This window comes from Curtobacterium sp. MCSS17_006 (assembly GCF_003234215.1).
Taxonomy (GTDB): Bacteria; Actinomycetota; Actinomycetes; order Actinomycetales; family Microbacteriaceae; genus Curtobacterium; species Curtobacterium flaccumfaciens.
In genome coordinates this window covers 120,826-138,673 of the sequence record NZ_QKSO01000008.1, presented here as the reverse complement: position 1 = coordinate 138,673, position 17,848 = coordinate 120,826, and the positions used below count along the sequence as shown (strand labels likewise).

At 69.6% G+C, this 17,848-nt stretch carries 19 protein-coding genes; 6 read left to right on the top strand and 13 right to left on the bottom strand.

Annotation, left to right across the window (positions count from 1 at the left end; translation table 11 throughout):
* Positions 1-42 precede the first annotated feature (42 nt).
* The 9 genes from pstB to DEJ21_RS09750 all read right to left on the bottom strand — a co-directional run bounded on the left by pstB (position 43) and on the right by DEJ21_RS09750 (position 9,870).
* Positions 43-822, bottom strand: a complete 780-nt coding sequence (gene pstB / locus DEJ21_RS09790) for a phosphate ABC transporter ATP-binding protein PstB (protein WP_027466631.1) — start codon at positions 820-822, stop codon at positions 43-45.
* A gap of 49 nt (positions 823-871) precedes the next feature.
* Positions 872-1,957 (bottom strand): phosphate ABC transporter permease PstA, encoded by a 1,086-nt coding sequence (gene pstA, locus DEJ21_RS09785; protein ID WP_027466630.1) that lies wholly within the window; start codon positions 1,955-1,957, stop codon positions 872-874.
* 13 nt (positions 1,958-1,970) lie between these two features.
* The gene (gene pstC, locus DEJ21_RS09780) at positions 1,971-2,921 is read right to left on the bottom strand and encodes a phosphate ABC transporter permease subunit PstC (protein ID WP_071404716.1); all 951 of its coding nucleotides are present in this window, start codon (positions 2,919-2,921) and stop codon (positions 1,971-1,973) included.
* 139 nt (positions 2,922-3,060) lie between these two features.
* Positions 3,061-4,167 (bottom strand): phosphate ABC transporter substrate-binding protein PstS, encoded by a 1,107-nt coding sequence (gene pstS / locus DEJ21_RS09775; protein ID WP_071404717.1) that lies wholly within the window; start codon positions 4,165-4,167, stop codon positions 3,061-3,063.
* Positions 4,168-4,453: 286 nt separating this feature from the next.
* Positions 4,454-5,401, bottom strand: a complete 948-nt coding sequence (locus DEJ21_RS09770) for an NUDIX domain-containing protein (protein ID WP_111224451.1) — start codon at positions 5,399-5,401, stop codon at positions 4,454-4,456.
* Complete coding sequence (locus tag DEJ21_RS09765) at positions 5,398-7,563, bottom strand: RNA degradosome polyphosphate kinase (RefSeq protein ID WP_111224450.1); 2,166 nt, start codon at positions 7,561-7,563, stop codon at positions 5,398-5,400. Before DEJ21_RS09765 ends, DEJ21_RS09770 begins: the two co-directional genes overlap by 4 nt.
* A 116-nt stretch (positions 7,564-7,679) precedes the next feature.
* Positions 7,680-8,273, bottom strand: coding sequence for a hypothetical protein (locus DEJ21_RS09760; protein ID WP_111224449.1), 594 nt, complete (start codon positions 8,271-8,273; stop codon positions 7,680-7,682).
* An 83-nt stretch (positions 8,274-8,356) separates the two neighbouring features.
* Positions 8,357-9,187, bottom strand: a complete 831-nt coding sequence (gene mshD / locus DEJ21_RS09755; RefSeq protein ID WP_111224448.1) for a mycothiol synthase — start codon at positions 9,185-9,187, stop codon at positions 8,357-8,359.
* Positions 9,187-9,870, bottom strand: coding sequence for a response regulator transcription factor (locus DEJ21_RS09750; protein ID WP_017888078.1), 684 nt, complete (start codon positions 9,868-9,870; stop codon positions 9,187-9,189). Before DEJ21_RS09750 ends, mshD begins: the two co-directional genes overlap by 1 nt.
* A gap of 136 nt (positions 9,871-10,006) precedes the next feature.
* Between DEJ21_RS09750 and DEJ21_RS09745 the strand changes: the two genes are divergently transcribed.
* The 3 genes from DEJ21_RS09745 to DEJ21_RS09735 all read left to right on the top strand — a co-directional run bounded on the left by DEJ21_RS09745 (position 10,007) and on the right by DEJ21_RS09735 (position 12,109).
* On the top strand, positions 10,007-10,288 hold the full coding sequence (locus DEJ21_RS09745) for a hypothetical protein (protein WP_128780538.1): 282 nt from the start codon (positions 10,007-10,009) through the stop codon (positions 10,286-10,288).
* A 136-nt stretch (positions 10,289-10,424) separates the two neighbouring features.
* Positions 10,425-11,027: an FABP family protein gene (locus DEJ21_RS09740; RefSeq protein ID WP_027466617.1), complete on the top strand. Its 603-nt coding sequence runs from the start codon at positions 10,425-10,427 to the stop codon at positions 11,025-11,027.
* On the top strand, positions 11,027-12,109 hold the full coding sequence (locus tag DEJ21_RS09735) for a folate-binding protein YgfZ (protein ID WP_111224447.1): 1,083 nt from the start codon (positions 11,027-11,029) through the stop codon (positions 12,107-12,109). The genes DEJ21_RS09740 and DEJ21_RS09735 overlap by 1 nt, the downstream gene beginning before the upstream one ends.
* A 14-nt stretch (positions 12,110-12,123) precedes the next feature.
* Here the strand turns inward: DEJ21_RS09735 and DEJ21_RS09730 are convergent, their stop codons facing one another.
* A complete protein-coding gene (locus DEJ21_RS09730) occupies positions 12,124-12,897 on the bottom strand; it encodes a class I SAM-dependent methyltransferase (protein ID WP_110863119.1) in 774 nt (257 codons plus the stop codon).
* 43 nt (positions 12,898-12,940) lie between these two features.
* Between DEJ21_RS09730 and DEJ21_RS09725 the strand changes: the two genes are divergently transcribed.
* On the top strand, positions 12,941-13,687 hold the full coding sequence (locus DEJ21_RS09725) for a phosphoglyceromutase (protein ID WP_071244006.1): 747 nt from the start codon (positions 12,941-12,943) through the stop codon (positions 13,685-13,687).
* 93 nt (positions 13,688-13,780) lie between these two features.
* On the opposite strand, the gene DEJ21_RS09720 is transcribed toward DEJ21_RS09725, so the two are convergent.
* Together DEJ21_RS09720 and phoU are read right to left on the bottom strand one after the other, a co-directional pair.
* Positions 13,781-14,329: an AAA family ATPase gene (locus DEJ21_RS09720; protein WP_111224446.1), complete on the bottom strand. Its 549-nt coding sequence runs from the start codon at positions 14,327-14,329 to the stop codon at positions 13,781-13,783.
* Positions 14,330-14,379: 50 nt separating this feature from the next.
* Positions 14,380-15,048, bottom strand: a complete 669-nt coding sequence (gene phoU / locus DEJ21_RS09715; protein WP_027466613.1) for a phosphate signaling complex protein PhoU — start codon at positions 15,046-15,048, stop codon at positions 14,380-14,382.
* A gap of 146 nt (positions 15,049-15,194) precedes the next feature.
* Here phoU and DEJ21_RS09710 point away from each other — a divergent pair, with 146 nt between their 5' ends.
* A complete protein-coding gene (locus tag DEJ21_RS09710) occupies positions 15,195-16,361 on the top strand; it encodes a cell wall metabolism sensor histidine kinase WalK (protein WP_071404724.1) in 1,167 nt (388 codons plus the stop codon).
* Entirely contained in the window at positions 16,358-17,038 is a 681-nt protein-coding gene (locus DEJ21_RS09705) for a response regulator transcription factor (RefSeq protein WP_027466611.1), read from the top strand. Before DEJ21_RS09710 ends, DEJ21_RS09705 begins: the two co-directional genes overlap by 4 nt.
* Positions 17,039-17,134: 96 nt before the next feature.
* Here DEJ21_RS09705 and DEJ21_RS09700 read toward each other — a convergent pair whose 3' ends face one another.
* Positions 17,135-17,791, bottom strand: a complete 657-nt coding sequence (locus DEJ21_RS09700; protein WP_128780543.1) for a hypothetical protein — start codon at positions 17,789-17,791, stop codon at positions 17,135-17,137.
* Positions 17,792-17,848 lie beyond the last annotated feature (57 nt).

Here is a 17,848-nt window from a genome sequence, read left to right as displayed (position 1 = left end):
CGGGCCTCCAGGCAGTCCGTCAGTGCGACGGACGGATGCCGATCAACCGAAGCGGCCCGAGACGTAGTCCTCGGTGGCCTGCACGGACGGGTTCGAGAACATCGTCGCGGTGTCGTCGAACTCGATGAGCTTGCCGGGTGCACCGGTGCCGGCGATGTTGAAGAACGCCGTCTTGTCGCTGACGCGCGACGCCTGCTGCATGTTGTGGGTCACGATCACGATCGTGAACTCCTTCTTGAGCTCCTCGATCAGGTCCTCGATGGCGAGGGTCGAGATCGGGTCGAGGGCCGAGCAGGGCTCGTCCATCAGGAGCACGTCCGGCTCGACCGCGATCGCGCGGGCGATGCAGAGACGCTGCTGCTGCCCACCCGACAGGCCCATGCCGGGCTTGTCGAGGCGGTCCTTGACCTCGTTCCACAGGTTCGCGCCCTGCAGCGAGCGCTCGACGATGTCGTCGGCCTCGGAGCGGGAGACGCGCTTGTTGTTGAGCTTCACGCCCGCCAGCACGTTGTCGCGGATCGACATCGTGGGGAACGGGTTCGGACGCTGGAAGACCATGCCGACCTGACGACGGACGAGCACGGGGTCGACGCCGGCGCCGTACAGGTCGTCGCCGTCGATCTTGACCGAGCCCTCGACCCATGCGCCGGGGATGACCTCGTGCATGCGGTTCAGGGTGCGGAGGAAGGTGGACTTGCCGCAGCCCGACGGGCCGATGAAGGCCGTGACGGTGCGGGGCTCGATGGTGATGTCGACACCCTCGACCGCCTTGAACTTCGAGTAGTAGACGTTGAGGCCGTCGACCTCGATGCGCTTGGACACGTTGATCCTTCTGGGTGGGTGGTGTCGCTGGTTCCGCGGGGGCGGAGGGTCAGCGGCTGAGCTTGGGGGCGAAGAGACGGGTGATGAACCGGGCGAGCAGGTTGAGCAGCATCACGATCAGGATGAGCACGAGGGCCGCGGTCCAGGCCCGGTCGACGAACGGCACCGGGTTGGCGCCCTGCTGCGAGTACTGCGTGTACGCGTACACCGGCAGGGTCATCATCGGGTCACGGAACAGGTTGTAGTTCATGCTCGCGGTGAAGCCGGCCGTGACGAGCAGCGGGGCGGTCTCACCGATGACGCGGGCGATCGAGAGCATGACTCCGGTGGTGATGCCGGCGAGGCTGGTGGGGAGCACGACCTTGAGGATCGTGAGGTACTTCGGCACGCCGAGGGCGTACGAGGCCTCGCGGAGTTCCATCGGGACGATCTTCAGCACCTCTTCGGTGGACCGCACGACGATCGGGATCATCAGCACCGAGAGGGCGACGGAGCCGACCAGGCCGAAGCGGGCACCCGGGCCGAGGAACAGCGCGAAGAGCGCGTAGGCGAACAGACCGGCGACGATCGACGGGATGCCCGTCATGACGTCGACGAAGAACGTGATGCCCTTCGCCAGCGCGCCGCGACCGTACTCGACCAGGTAGATCGAGGTGAGCAGGCCGATCGGCACCGAGATGAGCGCCGCGAACAGCGTGATCTCGAGCGTGCCGATGAGGGCGTGGACCGCGCCGCCGCCCTCGGAGATGACCCCGCGCATCGAGTACGAGAAGAAGTTCGCGTCGAAGCGGGCGATGCCCTTGGCGATGACCGTCCAGAGCAGCGACACCAGCGGCAGGACCGCGATGACGAACGCCGTGATGACGAGCGAGGTGACCAGGCGGTCGACCGCCTTGCGGCCGCCCTCGACGATGCGCGAGATGACGACGATGAGGACGTCGAACAGGACCGTGCCGAGGAAGATCGCGGCGACGACGTTGAAGTCCTTGACGGCGCCACCGGCGTTGAGCAGCGCGAAGACCAGGACGAGGGCGACCCAGCTGCCGACGAGCAGCAGCCACGGGACCGAGGCGTGCAGCTTGCCGTTGGCGTAGACGTTGCCGGCGGTGCCGGTCTGACGGAGCGCGAGGGACATCGGGTGCGACCTCTCAGCTGACTCGGCTGCGGACGATGTACCGCGCGAGCATGTTGATGACCAGGGTGATGACGAAGAGGATCAGACCCGACGCGATGAGCGCGTTCAGGGCCGTACCGGATGCCTCGGCGAACTGCAGGGCGATGTTCGCCGCGATCGTCGAGGGGTTCTGCGACGTCAGCATCTGGAACGTGACGTTCGTCGAGACCGACAGCACCAGCGCGATCGCCATCGTCTCGCCGAGTGCACGACCGAGGCCGAGCATGATCGCGGAGACGATGCCGGACTTCGCGAACGGCAGGACCGACAGGCGGATCATCTCCCAGCGGGTCGCGCCGAGGGCCAGGGCCGCTTCCTCGTTGAGGGTCGGGGCCTGCAGGAAGATCTCACGCATGACCGCGGTCATGATCGGGATCGCCATGACGGCGAGGACGATCGACGCGGTCAGGATCGTGCGACCGGTGCCGGACACCTGGCCGGAGAACAGCGGGAACCAGCCGATGTACTCGTTCAGGAACACGTAGAACGGCTTCACCAGGGGCGCCAGCACGGCGATGCCCCAGAGGCCGTAGACGACCGACGGCACCGCGGCCAGCAGGTCGATCACGTAGCCGAGGACCGGCGCGAGTCGACGCGGCGCGAAGTGCGAGATGAAGAGGGCGATCCCGAGGGACAGCGGCACGGCGATCACGAGCGCGATGAGCGCGGACCAGACGGTGCCGAAGACCAGGGGGCCGACGAAGTCCCAGAAGTTCGTGGCCTTGCCCGGCAGCTCGCCGACCTTGGCGGAGAAGGCCGGGATGCTCTGCCAGACGAGGAACGCGGCGACGAGCACGAGCACGAAGAGGATGAGGCCGCCGGCGATGACCGAGGCGGCGGAGAAGACGCGGTCGCCGACACGGACGACGGGCTTCGGCTTGGTCGGGGTGACGGTGGCCCCTGGCTGGGCCGGTGCGGTCGTCATGGGGTACTCCTGTCGGAGGAACGCCGGGGGAGGCGACGGGTTCTGGGGTGGTGGTGCGCGTCCGGGTGGGGTCCTGGACGGCTGAGTGCCCGGACGCCGGTCGTGTGGGTGGGACCGGCGTCCGGGCGCTCAGGGGGCCTTACTTGATGGAAGCGACCGCGTCCTTGGCCTTCGACGCGAGGTCGGAGGAGAGGGCGGCCGACTTGGCCTCCTTGGCAGCGGCGTCCTGAGCGGCGCTCGAGACGACGTAGTCGAGGTAGCCCTTCACGAGCTCGGCCTTGTCGGCGTCCTTGTACTCCTGGCACGCGATGGCGTAGGAGACGAGGACCAGCGGCCAGGCACCGTCAGCGGTGTCCTTGCGGTCGATGTCGATCGCGAGGTCGTTGTCCTCACGGCCGGTCGCGATCTTCGAGTCGGCGACGACCTGCGCGGCACCGTCGGCCGAGATCTCGGTCGCCTTGTCGCCGACCATCAGCTTCGCGCGGTCGAGGTCACCCGCACCGGAGTCGTCGATGTAGGTGATGGCGTTGGTGGCGTTGCCCATCGCGGAGGCGACACCGGAGGTGCCCTTCGCGCTGTCACCGACCGAGTACGGGAAGGTCTGGCTGGGCTCTTCGGTCCAGACGTCCGAGGCGTTCGCGGAGACGTACTCCGAGAAGTTCTGCGTGGTGCCCGAGTCGTCCGAGCGGTGGACGACCGTGATGTCGGCGTCCGGCAGCTTCGCGTCCTTGTTCAGGTCGGCGATCTCGGAGTCGTCCCACTTGGTGATCTTGCCCGAGAAGATGCCCGCGATGGTCTTCGCGTCGAGCGTCAGGTCGCTGACGCCGTCGACCTTGTACGCGATGGCGATCGGGGAGATGTAGACGGGGATGTCGATGCCCTTGGTGTCCGCCTTGCAGGACTCGAACTTGCCCGAGAGCTCCTCGTCCTTCAGCGCGGCGTCGGAGCCGGCGAAGTCCGCGGCACCCGACATGAAGTTCTCGCGGCCAGCGCCCGAGCCGTCCGGGGTGTAGTTCACGGTGACGCCCGAGGCCTCGTTCTGGAAACCGGCGGCCCAGGTGGCCTGCGCGGTCTGCTGTGCCGACGAGCCGGAGCCGGTCAGGGTGCCGGAGAGCTTCGAGTAGTCGCTGCCGCTGGTGGAGGAGGACTCGGTGCTGCCCGCGTCCTCGTTCGCCGCGCACGAGGAGAGCACGACTGCGCCGGCGATCGCGATTGCTGCGATCGAACCGATTCGCTTGATGTTCACAGGGGTCCCTTCGGGAATGGAATGCAGTGGGACCACTGCGGTCCCTGGGCCGGTGCCGACCCGGGAGCGACTGTAGGGACGCGAGGTGACCGCAATCACCCCCGCTGGTGAACGGGAGGTGAACGAGGGGTTGTCCACGTCGGGGCGGCGTGCGCCGCTCCCGCGCAGGGAGCAGGATCGGGGCACTGTGCGCTCGTTCGGAAGATGCGCACGCATGATCGCGGACGAGCGGTCGGGAGGCCCGGATCGCGTTCCCGGGCGCGGCGCGGCCCCGTCGCGTGGCCGGCTACGCCGGGATCGTGTTGTGGTGCGTCTCGACCGCGACGAGGGTGTCCCCCGCGATGTGCATGACGGAGAAGTCCCCGACCGACAGCATCGCGGCGCGGCGCAGGTCGAAGCGACCGGAGTCGTCGGCGGTCGCGGTGGCGATCCGGGCGATGATGTCGGGCAGCACCGGACCGTGCGAGCAGAGGACCGCGGTCTTGCCCTTGTCGAGCCGGCGCCGGACGACGCCCTTGACGTCGGCGGCACCGCGGTCGTGGGCGTCCTGGCTGATGTCGGCGGTGCTCGAGACCCCGAGCTTCGTCGCGGCGGACAACGGCTCGACGGTCGCGAGGCACCGCGCCGCCGTGCTGCTCACGATCTTCTTCGGGCCGAACGCTGCGACCGGTGCCGCGGCGGCCTTGGCCTGCGAACGGCCGACGGGCAGCAGCGGACGGGTGGCATCGGGGCCGTCCCAGTCCGAGCCGGGCACCGTCTTCGCGTGGCGCAGGGTGATCAGGGCGAACGTGCGGTGCTGTCCGGCGGCGGCGCGTTCGGCGAACCGGTCGAGGATCGCGACGTCCCGCTCGTACGTCAGGCGGTTGCGGGCGTCGTCGATGGTGACCCACTCGAGCGCCGCGACCTCGTGGTTCGGCACGAAGGCACCGGCGCGGGCGTACTCCTTGGCCGAGACCCGGGCCGCCCAGTAGTGCACGACCTTGTCGCGACCGTTCGGCAGCACGTACTCGGCGGTTCCGAGCGGTGCGCCGAGGTGGACGCGGTACCCGGTCTCCTCGTCGATCTCGCGCACGGCGGTCGTCGGGACGGCCTCGCCCGGGTCCACCTTGCCCTTGGGCAGGGAGACGTCCTTGTGGTGGTCGCGGTGGATGAGCAGCACGAGGGGCGTGCCGTCCTGTTCGCGCCAGACGACCGCACCCGCAGCGACGACGGGGCCCGAGGGACCGCTGCTCACCGAGTCGAGCGCTTCCGGGCCGAGATCTTCCGCATGGTCACATTCTGCACGTCCTCGAGCGGACGGCCCGCATCGTCGGTGGAGTGCCGTGTCCATTCGCCGTCGGACTCCAGGTGCCACGAGCTGGCGGTGTCGGCCATCGCCAGGTCGAACATCTCCTGGACCTCGTTGATGTGGTCCGGGGCGACCAGCCGCACGAGCGCCTCGACGCGTCGGTCGAGGTTGCGGTGCATCATGTCGGCGCTGCCGATGAACACCGCCGGGTCGCCGTCGTTGTGGAACGCGAACGCACGGGAGTGCTCGAGGTAGCGCCCGACGATGCTCCGCACGCGGATGGTGTCGCTGACACCTTCCATGCCCGGCTTGAGCGAGCAGATGCCGCGCACCCACACGTCGATCGGCACCCCGGCCTGGCTCGCCAGGTACAGCGCATCGATGATCTGCTCGTCGACCATCGAGTTGACCTTGATCCGGATGCCCGAGGGCTTGCCGGCCCGGGCGTTCGCAGCCTCGGTCTGGATGCGCTTGAGCAGGCCCTTCCGCAGGTGCAGCGGTGCCACGAGCAGGCGCTTGAACTTCTTCTCGATGGCGTAGCCGGACAGCTCGTTGAACAGGCGGGTCAGGTCCTTGCCCACCGTGTCGTCCGACGTGAACAGGCCCATGTCCTCGTAGATGCGCGAGGTCTTCGGGTTGTAGTTGCCCGTGCCGATGTGGCTGTAGTGCTTGAGCGTCCCGCCCTCTTGCCGGATGACGAGCACCAGCTTCGAGTGCGTCTTCAGTCCGACCAGGCCGTAGACGACGTGCACGCCGGCCTTCTCGAGCTTCCGGGCCCAGGTGATGTTGTTCTGCTCGTCGAAGCGGGCCTTGATCTCGACCAGGGCGAGGACCTGCTTGCCGGCGGCCGCTGCGTCGATGAGCGCTTCGACGATGGGGCTGTCGCCGGAGGTGCGGTACAGGGTCTGCTTGATCGCCAGCACGTTCGGGTCGGCCGCGGCCTGCTCGAGGAACGCCTGCACGCTCGTGGCGAAGGACTCGTAGGGGTGGTGGACCAGGACGTCGTTCGCCTTGATCGCACGGAACAGGTCGGGCTTCGTGTTCGGTTCACCCGGCTGGAACTGCACCGGGGTGGTCGGCACGTGCTTCGGGTAGTGCAGGTCCGGACGGTTGATCTTGAAGATCTCGAACAGTCCGCCGAGGTCGAGCGGCGACGGCAGCCGGAAGACCTCTTCCTCGGTGATGTCGAGTTCACGCACGAGCAGGTCGAGGGTCACCGGGTCCATGTCCTCGGTGATCTCGAGGCGGATCGGCGGACCGAACCGGCGGCGCAGGAGCTCGCGCTCGAGGGCCTGGATGAGGTTCTCGGCCTCGTCCTCCTCGATCTCGACGTCCTCGTTGCGGGTGACCCGGAACACGTGGTGCTCGAGGACCTCCATCCCCGGGAACAGGTCGTCGAGGTGGTTCGCGATGAGGTCTTCGAGCGGGATGAAGCGCATCCGGCCGGAGTTGTCGTCGGGGAGCTTGATGAAGCGGGAGAAGTTCTGCGGCACCTTGAGGCGCGCGAACTCCTGGCGCTGCGACTTCGGGTTGCGGACCCGCACCGCCAGGTTGAGCGAGAGCCCGGAGATGTAGGGGAACGGGTGCGCCGGGTCGACGGCCAGGGGCATGAGCACCGGGAAGATCTGCTCGTTGAAGTACTCCCGCATCCGCTGCCGGTCGGCTTCGTCGAGGTCGGACCAGTGCTCGATGTGGATGCCCGCGGCGTCGAGGTCGGGCTTGAGCGACCCGATGAAGGCCTGGGCGTGCCGGTCCTGCAGCTCGTGGGCCTTCTTCGCGATGTCCCGCAGGACGTCGCTGGGAGCACGGCCGACGTTGGTCGGGACGGCGATGCCGGTGTCGATGCGGCGCTTCAGGCCGGCGACGCGGACCATGAAGAACTCGTCGAGGTTGGACGCGAAGATCGCCAGGAAGTTCGCCCGCTCCAGCAGGGGCTGCGTGCGGTCTTCGCCCAGCTCGAGCACGCGCTGGTTGAACCGCAGCCAGCTCAGCTCGCGGTCGAAGTAGCGGTCCGTCGGCAGTGACTCGTGCTCGATCTCGATGACTTCGTCGAAGTCGTCGAGGTCGGGTGCGACGGATTCGCCGTCGAGCTGCGGTTCGGTGTCCATCCCCACATCCTGCCACCCGGCCCCTGCCGCCGGAGGGGCCTCGGTGGACGCTGTGGAAACCGGCGGTGAACCGTTCGGTTGTGCAGGAACGGCCGCGACGGACCGAGGTGCTGCGCTCAGCGCGCGAAGACCTGCACGAACGCGCCCCACTGCGCCGGCGCCCGCTGCTCGAGCCACGCGCAGAACTCGGGGTACGCGGCATCGATGGACAGGACACTGATCACCCCGCGCTGGCCGTGCACCTTGACGTCCAGGCCGCCGAAGCGGTTCGTCGTGGGCCGGATGTGCTTGATGGCCGCGGGGTCGACGGTCCGGGCGGCACGGAACATCGGCGTGACGACCAGCTGCGAGTCGTACGCCTCGACCCGGCGCCGCTTCTGCCCGACGCCCAGGTAGACGAACAGCAGCCCGAACAGCCCGATGCCGAGACCGCCGAGGAGCATCCCGGTCGCGTCAGGGTCGTCGAGCAGGGCGAGTGCGGCCAGCAGGAAGAACCCGCCGACCACGATGAAGACGATCCCGATGATCCGGAGCAGCAGGTAGTTCCACCGGCGAGCGCGGACGGTGAAGAGCACGCCGTACGCCTCGTCCCCGACGACCGTCGACGGGGGTCGCTTCCGGTCGCTCTGGCGGACGAGTGCGGTGACGACGGCGGGGATGGCGACCATCGCGGCCATCGCGAGGAACACCGGAGACGGGTTGAAGTTCACCGGTCTGCCCCCGACCGTGCGTCCGGACGTCGTCGTTCGATGGGCGATCCGCCCTGGTCCCCCTGGATCATGGGCGAAGCGTATCAGTGACCTGAGGCTTGCTCCGGTGCTGCGTACTGCACGTCGATCGCGTGCTGCGTGAACCCCGACCGCCGGTACAGCGCCAGCGCCGGCTCGTTGTCCCCCTCGACGTACAGTGCGGCGGCGGTCAGGCCGCGGCCGCGCAGCCGAGCGGTGCCCGCACGCATGAGCACGCCGCCGAGCCGCTGCCCCTGCAGGTCGGGCCGGACGGCGACGGCGTAGAACTCGCCGATGCCGTCCTCGACCTTGAGCCAGCACGAGCCGGCGAGCTGCCCGGAGGCATCGCGGAGCAGCAGCAGGTCCTCGCCTGCGAACCAGTCGTCGGCCTCGCGTGCGTGCAGGTCGTCGAGCGTCATCCGACCCTGCTCGGGGTGGTGGGCGAAGGCGGCGGCGTTCAGCGCGAGCCAGTCGGTCTCGTCGTCGGTGCCGGGACGGAACGCCGACAGGGAGTAGCCGTCTGGCAGCTCGACGTCCGAGTCGGCGGCGACGTCGGAGTCGGCGACGGGCGCCCGGAGCTGCAGCAGCGTGCGGACCGCGCGCCAGCCGAACCGGTCGGCCAGCGCACGCGCTGCCGGGTGGTCCCCGTGCGCCCAGGCGAGCCGGGGAGCGGCCCCGGCGCCCAGCGCGAGTGCCTGCGTCACCAGGGCCGTGCCGATGCCCCGGCCACGGGCCTCCTGGGCGACGACGAGTTCCAGCTCGCCGTCACGGACCACCGCGACCCCGTGGTCGACGGTCAGGACGGTCGCGCGCCCCGCGCGGACGTCCACCAGGGTCTGGTCGGAGAACGGGGGAGCCTCGCCGGGGGCGACGAAGCTGCCGAGGTCGGGCAGCACTACTGCCCCATCAGGCGCTCGGCCTCGTCGTCGTAGACGTTGAAGCGGTACCCGACGTTGCGGACGGTGCCGATGAGCGACTCGAGGTCGCCGAGCTTGGCGCGCAGTCGCCGGACGTGCACGTCGACCGTGCGGGTGCCACCGAAGTAGTCGTAGCCCCAGACCTCGCTGAGCAGCTGCTCGCGGGTGAAGACGCGTGACGGGTGGGTGGCGAAGAAGCGCAGGAGCTCGAACTCCTTGAACGTCAGGTCGAGCGGCCGGCCGCGCACCTTGGCGGAGTAGCTGGCCTCGTCGATGACGACACCGGACGCCTGGATCTTCGAGCTCGTCTGGCCCTTCGCCGCACGACCGGCCGACAGCCGGATGCGGGCGTCGATCTCGGCCGGGCCCGCGCTCTCGAGCACGACGTCGTCGACGTTCCAGTCGCTGTTCACCGCGGTCAGCCCGCCCTCGGTGACGACGAGCACGATCGGCGTGGTCGACCCCGACGAGGCGAGGATCTTGCACAGGGCCTTCGCGCTGACCAGGTCGGTGCGGGCGTCCACGAACATCAGGTCACTCTGCGGGGCGTTGACCAGCTGCGCGGCCTCGGCCGGCACGTGGCGGATCCGGTGGCTCAGGAGGCCCAGGCTCGGCAGGACGTCTCCGGGCGCGGTCGAGGTGAGTACCAGGAGCTGTGCCACAGGACCTCCGGAGGTGGATGACGTCGTGGACACATCCTAGTGATGCTCGCGAACGACCTATCCGGCCGGACGGATTGCGCGTCATCCCGCACCGCTCGGTGCGTGCGTTCCGCACGTCCCTGCCATGATGGAGCGCGTGACCGAGCCCGTGCACCCCACCGACCAGCGTCGCCTGCGGCTGACGTCCGTCCTGCCGGTCTGGGTGCTGGCGGTCGTCGGGGCCGTGCTCGTCCTGACCGTGGCCGAGCGCGACGCCTTCGCCTGGCTGCTGCTCGTCTTCGTCGCCTGCGTGATGGTCAGCTTCGTGCTGCAGCTCATCACCGCCACGAAGGACGGTCTGGTCGAACGGATCAGCATCGCGTCGTCCGGCGCGTTCGTCGTGGTCCTCGTCACCGCGGTGGTGCTCCTGGCGCGTTGAGCCGAGCCGCGTAGACTCCGAGCATGGATTCGCTGCTTGCGCTCGAGCTCTTCTACGTCGGCCTCCTCGGCCTGGCGTCGCTCGCGATCGCGTTCATCTCGGTGGTCGTCGTCGTGAAGCTGTTCAAGGGCCAGCGTTGATCGAGCTGCCCGAGGGCCTCGCCCCCGAACTGGTCCCGCTGTCGTGGCTGGTCGGCGTGTGGGAGGGCACCGGCGTGGTCGAGTACCCGGTCGGTGACGACGACGAGGTCCGGAACTACGAGTTCGGCCAGCGCGTCAGCTTCAGCCACGACGGCCTGCCGTACCTGAACTACTCGTCCACCACCTGGCTGCTCGACGACGACCACACCCCGCTCGCCGCCGAGATGGGCTACTGGCGGATCGACCGTCCCACCGAGCCCGGCGACCGCGGCCCCGCGATGCTCCTGGGCGACGGGCCCACGCCCTTCAGCACGGTCGAGAGCGTCGAGGCGCTCCGCAACACCACGGACGGCTTCGACGTCGAGGCCGCGATCATCCACCCGACGGGCGTCAACGAGCTCTACGTCGGCCGCGTGCTGAAGGGCCGGATCGACCTGTCGACCGACGCCGTGCTGCGCTCGCCGAACGCGAAGGACTACTCCGCCGCGACCCGCCTGTACGGGCTGGTCGAGGGCAAGCTCTTCTGGGCGTGGGACATCGCCGCGCTCGGTCGCGAACTCACCTCACACGCCTCGGGGCAGCTCGCGAAGGTCGACTGATGTCGGTGTTCGCCGCGCGTGACGGCTTCGTCGCCGCCGACTCCGTCGCCGCGCACTTCGGCAACCCGATCGGGGAGCAGCGCCTGCTGACCCGTGGTCGCGCCGTCGTCGAGCTCGGACTCGGTGTCGTCACCGTCACCGGACCGGACCGGCTCTCGTGGCTCAACTCGATCACCTCGCAGCAGCTCACCGGGTTGCCGACGGGCGTCAGCACCGAGACGCTCGTGCTCGACCAGGCCGGACGCGTCGAGCACGCGGCCCGCGTCGTCGACGACGGCGCCACCGCCTGGCTGCTCACCGAGCGCGCTGACGCTGCGCCGCTCGCCGGCTGGCTCGACTCGATGCGCTTCATGCTCCGGGTCGAGGTCGCCGACCGCTCCGCCGACTTCGTCACCCTCGGCTGGTTCGGCGAGGCCACACCGTTCGCGTCCGTCGAACTGCCGGAAGCGCCCGTCGCCGAGTGGGTCGACCCGTGGGGTGCCGTCACGCCCGGCGGATGGGGCTACGCCGACCAGGAGGCCCACCCCGGCTCCGACTGGACCCTCCGCACCGCCGTGGTCACCCCCGGCACCGCGGCCGCGATCGCCGCGTCGGACGTCCCCGTCGCGGGGCTGCTCGCGTACGAGGCGCTGCGGATCGCCGCCTGGCGCCCGACCCTGTCCGACGTCGACGAGCGGACGATCCCGCACGAGCTCGACTGGCTCCGCTCCGCCGTGCACCTGTCGAAGGGCTGCTACCGCGGTCAGGAGACCGTCGCCAAGGTCCACAACCTCGGGCACCCGCCGCGCCGGGCCGTGCTGCTGCACCTCGACGGGTCCGACGGTGTGCTGCCTGCACCCGGGGCCCCGGTGCTGCTCGACGACAAGGCCGTCGGTCGGCTGTCAGCATCGGCGATCCACCACGAGCTCGGTCCGATCGGGCTCGCCGTGGTGAAGCGCTCCCTCGACCCCGCCGCGACCCTACGGCTCGAGGCCGACGACGTCGTGGTGACCGCGGCGCAGGAGACCATCGTCCCGCCCGAGGCCGGTGCGACGGCGAACGTGCCGCGACTGCCCCGCCTCGGGGCCGTCAAGCGCTCCTAGCCTGCGCCAGGTCGTCAGGCGGGCTCGACGGCCGACCACGGGACGCTGAGCTCACCGAGCCGCCAGCGCGTCACCCCGTGCAGCACCGGCCAGCCGCGGTCACGCATCCCGCGCACCGTGGCGATCCACCGCTGCCGGGGCCCGTACGTGCCGAGCGGTGCGGCGACCGCCCACGACAGGTCGAGGTCCCGCAGGAACGCGTGCACCCGTTCGCCGGGCACGTTGCGGTGGATCAGCGCCTTCGGCAGGCGCTCGGCGACGATCGAAGGCACGTCGAGCCCGGCGAGCCGGAGCGACACCGTGAAGGTCTGCGGCGCGACGTCGTCGAGCGTCACCCATGATGCGACCCGACCGACCTCGTTGCAGGTCCCCTCGACGAGCGCACCGCCGGGCTGCAGCCGGTCCTGCATGATCCGCCACGACCCGACCACCGCGGACTCGTCGTACTGCCGCAGCACGTTGAAGGCCCGGATGACGGCGGGCCGGCGCTGCCCGGGCGTCGGCGTCTCGAAGCCCCCCAGGCGGAACGTCACACCGTCGCGCGTCCCGGCGTTCGCGAGCGCGACCCGCGAGGGCTCGATCTCGATGCCCGTCACCTCGACGTCCGGTCGGACGGCGGCCAGCCGGTCGCGCAGTTCGAGGGTGGTGGTCGGCGAGGCCCCGTAGCCGACGTCGGCGACGAGCGGATCGTCCGTCCGGCGCAGCACCGGCAGGGTCGCGATCCACCGGTCGACACGGCGGAGCCGGTTGTACCCGGTCGTCCCGCGCGTCACGTTCCCGATGGGCATGCGTCAAGGGTACGGGGCCGGTACCGCTCGGTAGACTCGGAGCATGACCTCCACGCTCGTCCTGCTCCGTCACGGCAACAGTGACTGGAACCAGAAGAACCTGTTCACCGGTTGGGTCGACGTCCGGCTCAGCGAGCTGGGCGAGAAGGAGGCGAAGCGCGCCGGCGACCTCATCGCCGAGTCCGGCATCGTCCCCGACGTCCTGTACACCTCGCTCCTGACCCGTGCGATCCAGACGGCGGACATCGCGCTGCTGCAGGCCGACCTGGCCTGGCTGCCGGTGAAGCGCGACTGGCGCCTCAACGAACGCCACTACGGCGACCTGCAGGGCAAGGACAAGGCCCAGACCCTGGCCGAGTACGGCGAGCAGCAGTTCATGGAGTGGCGCCGCTCGTTCGACGTCCCGCCGCCCCCCATCGCCGACGACGCCGAGTGGTCGCAGTTCGGTGACCGTCGCTACGCCGAGCTCGGCGACCAGCTGCCCCGCACCGAGTCGCTCAAGCTCGTGATCGACCGTCTGCTGCCGTACTGGGAGTCCGACATCACGAAGGACCTCGCCGCCGGCAAGACCGTGCTGGTGACGGCCCACGGCAACTCGCTGCGTGCGCTCGTGAAGCACCTCGACGGCATCTCCGACGACGACATCGCCGGCCTGAACATCCCGACGGGCATCCCGCTCGTGTACGAGCTCGACGACGACTTCACGCCGACGAAGCCCGCGTACTACCTGGACCCCGAGGCCGCCGCAGCCGGCGCCGCCGCCGTGGCTGCCCAGGGCGCCAAGAAGTAGCACCCACCCGAACGACGAAGGCCGCAGTCCCGTCGGGGCTGCGGCCTTCGCTGCGTCCGGGCAGACGACACCCGACCACGCGGAGTGTGACGGTCAGACGAAGTGCGACGCGATCTCCTGCACCAGGGCCCCGACGTCGTAGGGCTTCGTCGTGTCGACCCGGATCACCGGGACGCCGGGCAGTCCGACGGGCCGGGCGTCGCCGCCGTGCTCGTCCCAGAAGGCCAGCACGTCGGCCAGGTCCCCGTGTACCTCGTGCCGCACCGGCACGGTGCCCGGTTCGTACCGGTCGCGCAGCCGCTGTTCGCCGGTGGCGCGGTCCGTGTCGCACCACACCTCGACGGCGCGAGGCGACCCGGCGGACGCGAGTCCGGCCTCCAGGCGGTCCCGGTCACGCGACGGCAGCCAGACGGCGTCGAGGACGACCCCGTTCTCGACGGCCCGCGCCATGGACCACATCGTGTCCATCGCGATGCCGCCGAGCGGACGCGAGGCGATCATCGGGCCGACGACGTCGGCGAGGGGCTCCTTGATGCGGTCCTTCGACAGGAACGGGCAGCCGAGCACCTCGGCGAGTGCCGTGCCGATGGTGCTCTTGCCGGAACCGGGCATGCCGTTGACGATGATCGCGACCTGGGCCATGCCACGATCCTCGCAGACCGATCGGGCCGGGTCAGACCGACCGGGTCGGGTCAGACCGCCGCGGTCGAGGTGGACGCGCCGGTCCAGTCGCCCGTCGCCAGGTACTCGACCTTCTTGGCGATCGAGACCGCGTGGTCGGCGAAGCGCTCGTGGTAGCGGGAGGCCAGGGTGGCGTCGACGGTGTCGATCGGACCGCCCTTCCAGGCCTCGCCGAGCACGAAGTCGAAGACGCTGGCGTGCAGCTCGTCGACGGCGTCGTCCTCGTCGCGGATCTCGGCCGACAGCGCGATGTCCTCGGTGGCGAGCAGCCGCGTGAGCTTTTGCGCCATCGCGACGTCGTGCCGGCCCATCTCCTTGAAGGTGCTGCGCAGGCCCTTCGGCACGACCTTCTCGGGGAAGCGCTGGCGGGCGAGCTGCGCGATGTGCTCGGCCATGTCGCCCATGCGCTCGAGCGAGGAGCTCACGCGCAGGGCGGTGACGACGACGCGCAGGTCGCGGGCCACCGGTGCCTGGCGGGCGAGGATGTCGATCGCGATCTCGTCGAGGCTGTTCGCAGCGAGGTCGATCTTCTCGTCGTCGGCGATCACCTCTTCGGCGAGGGCGACGTCGGAGTCGCTGAAGGCCTGGGTGGCTCGGGTGATGGCGGACTCGACGAGCCCGGCGATCTCGGTCAGTCGCTCCTGGACGTCCTGGAGTTCCTGCTGGAAGACTTCGCGCATGGGGGAGTACCTCTCTCTGCGTACCGGACGAGTGTCGTCAGCCCAGGTGAACGAACGGTGACGCGGGGCTGAACGCTTCGCGTTCTGGCCTTCCGCAGACGGTGAACGGTACCGGAACCCCGCATGACCATCCCTACACTGGCGGCATGGACAACGCGTGGCTCGTGCCACTGTCGATGCTCCTCGGCGGGGTCTTCGGCGCGGGCGTCGTGGTGCTGATCATCACCGCCGAGCGGACGGCTCGTGCTGCCGACGTGGCGGAGCGGACCCTGCCGGACGGCGTCGCAGCGGTCATCGCGACGATGCACAACCCGGCGGTCGTCATCGACCCCTCGAACACCGTCGTCGCGGCATCCCCCCAGGCCCTCACGGCGGGGCTCGTCGTGCGCCGGCGCCTGGTGCACCACGAACTGCTCGAGCTCATCGACCGGGTGCGCAAGAGCGGGGAGATGGGGTCGGAGGACCTCGAGCTGCCGCGTGGTCGCCACGGGGAGCTCATCGGCTACCTCAGCTTCCGTGCCGCCCAGCTCGGCAACCGGTACGTCCTGCTCACGGCGGACGACCTGACCGAGAGCCGGCGCATCGACGAGGTCCGCCGCGACTTCGTCGCCAACATCTCGCACGAGCTGAAGACGCCGATCGGCGCCATCGGTCTGCTGTCCGAGACCCTCGTCCTCGCCGCCGACGACCCCGTGCACGTGAAGAAGTTCGCCGCGCAGCTCATCACCGAGTCCGAGCGGCTCGGAGCGCTGACGAAGGACATCATCGAGCTGTCCCGGCTGCAGTCCGTCGACGCGCTCGAGAACAGCGAGGAGACCGGCATCGACAAGATCGTGCAGGCCGCGATCGACGCGAACGAGGTCGTCGCCCGCGCCCGCTCGATCGAGATCATCCGCGCCAAGAAGTCGAAGCTGCGGGTGATGGGCGACCGCGGGCTGCTGCAGGTCGCGGTGTCGAACCTCATCGCCAACGCGGTGAAGTACTCACCGGACAACACCCGCGTGGGCGTGGGCGTCCGGTCGTCGAAGGGCTTCGTCGAGATCGCCATCACCGACCAGGGCGTCGGCATCCCCGAGGCCGACCTCGACCGCGTCTTCGAACGGTTCTACCGTGTCGATCCCGCACGGTCGCGCGCCACCGGGGGCACCGGCCTCGGGCTCGCGATCGTCAAGCACGTCGTCAGCAACCACGGTGGTGACGTGCGCGTCTGGTCGCAGCCCGGCAAGGGCTCGACCTTCACCATCCGTCTGCCCGAGGCAGATCCCGAACTGACCACAGCACTCGAAGAGCAACTGGAAGAGCAGCCATCGTGACCAAGATCCTCATCGTCGACGACGAGCCGGCCCTGAGCGAGCCCCTGGAGTTCCTGCTGCAGCGTGAGGGGTACGAGACCTCCGTCGCTGCCGACGGCGTGACCGCGCTGTCGAAGTTCGACGCGGAGAACCCCGACCTGGTGCTCCTCGACCTCATGCTGCCGGGCCTGAGCGGCACCGAGGTGTGCCGGCAGATCCGGACCCGGTCGAACGCGCCGATCATCATGCTGACCGCGAAGGACTCGGAGGTGGACATCGTCGTCGGGCTCGAGCTCGGCGCCGACGACTACGTGACGAAGCCGTACTCGACCCGGGAGCTCCTGGCCCGGATCCGTGCCGTGCTCCGTCGCCGGACCGAGGACGACCCGGCGGACAGCGGCATCCTGCAGGTCGGCGGCATCCGGATGGACGTCGAGCGGCACACGGTGTCGGTCGACGGGTCCGAGACCCCCATGCCGCTCAAGGAGTTCGAGCTCCTCGAGCTGCTGCTCCGGAACGCCGGCCGTGTGCTGACCCGCGGGCAGCTCATCGACCGGGTGTGGGGTTCCGACTACTTCGGCGACACCAAGACCCTCGACGTGCACATCAAGCGCATCCGCTCGAAGATCGAGCGGGTTCCGTCGACCCCCGAGATCCTGGTGACGGTCCGCGGTCTCGGGTACCGCATCGAGGCCTGAGACGGACGGACAGGAGGCCCGGTGCGAGTCCCTGGGACTCGCACCGGGCCTCCTGTGCGAACGGTCCGGGCGCGGTGTCAGCCGCGCCCGTCGGCGTCAGTTGGTGCCGTTGTCGCCCTCGGACGAATCCGTCTGCGAGTCCGTCGGCTGCGTGCCGGGCACGGCCTCGCCGGTCGACTGTGCGCCGCTCTCGGACGGGGACGTCGAGGTGGGCGTCGGGGTCGGGCTCGGCGCGAGGGTCTGGTACTCCTCCTGCGAGCTCGTCAGCACCGGCACGTTGGCCGAGGTGCCCTCGGCGTCGGGGTAGCTGAAGTAGACCTTCACGAGCGAACCGGGCTTGGCGTCCGCGTTGTCGAACACGATCGGCTCGGCGTCACCGGCGGTGGTGCCCTGCGTGGTGTCGCCCTCTTGCACGCTCGACTCGTCGTCGCTGCCCGCACCCGCGGCCATGGCGAGGTCGACGTGGGTGTTCGCCGGCACGTCGACGGTCTGGGTGTCGCCGCCGATCTCGATCGAGACGGTGTAGTCGTCCTGGTCGTCGTTGTTCACGAGCGTGCCGATGAAGCGGGCGCTCTCACCGTCGTCCGAGATCAGGAGGGCGTTCCGCACGTCGACCTTGCCGGTCGAGACGTCCACGCCGTCGGTGATCTGCTTGATGTCGACGGTGTGGGCCGGCGACATGAACTCGCACCCGGTGGCGCCGAGCGCGATGGTTGCCGCAACGGCGACGGACACGAGTACCCGAGGTCGCAAGAGATTCCTCCGTAAGTCACGATGGAGACCGGGCGGTCCCCGCGCCCATCCTAGCGA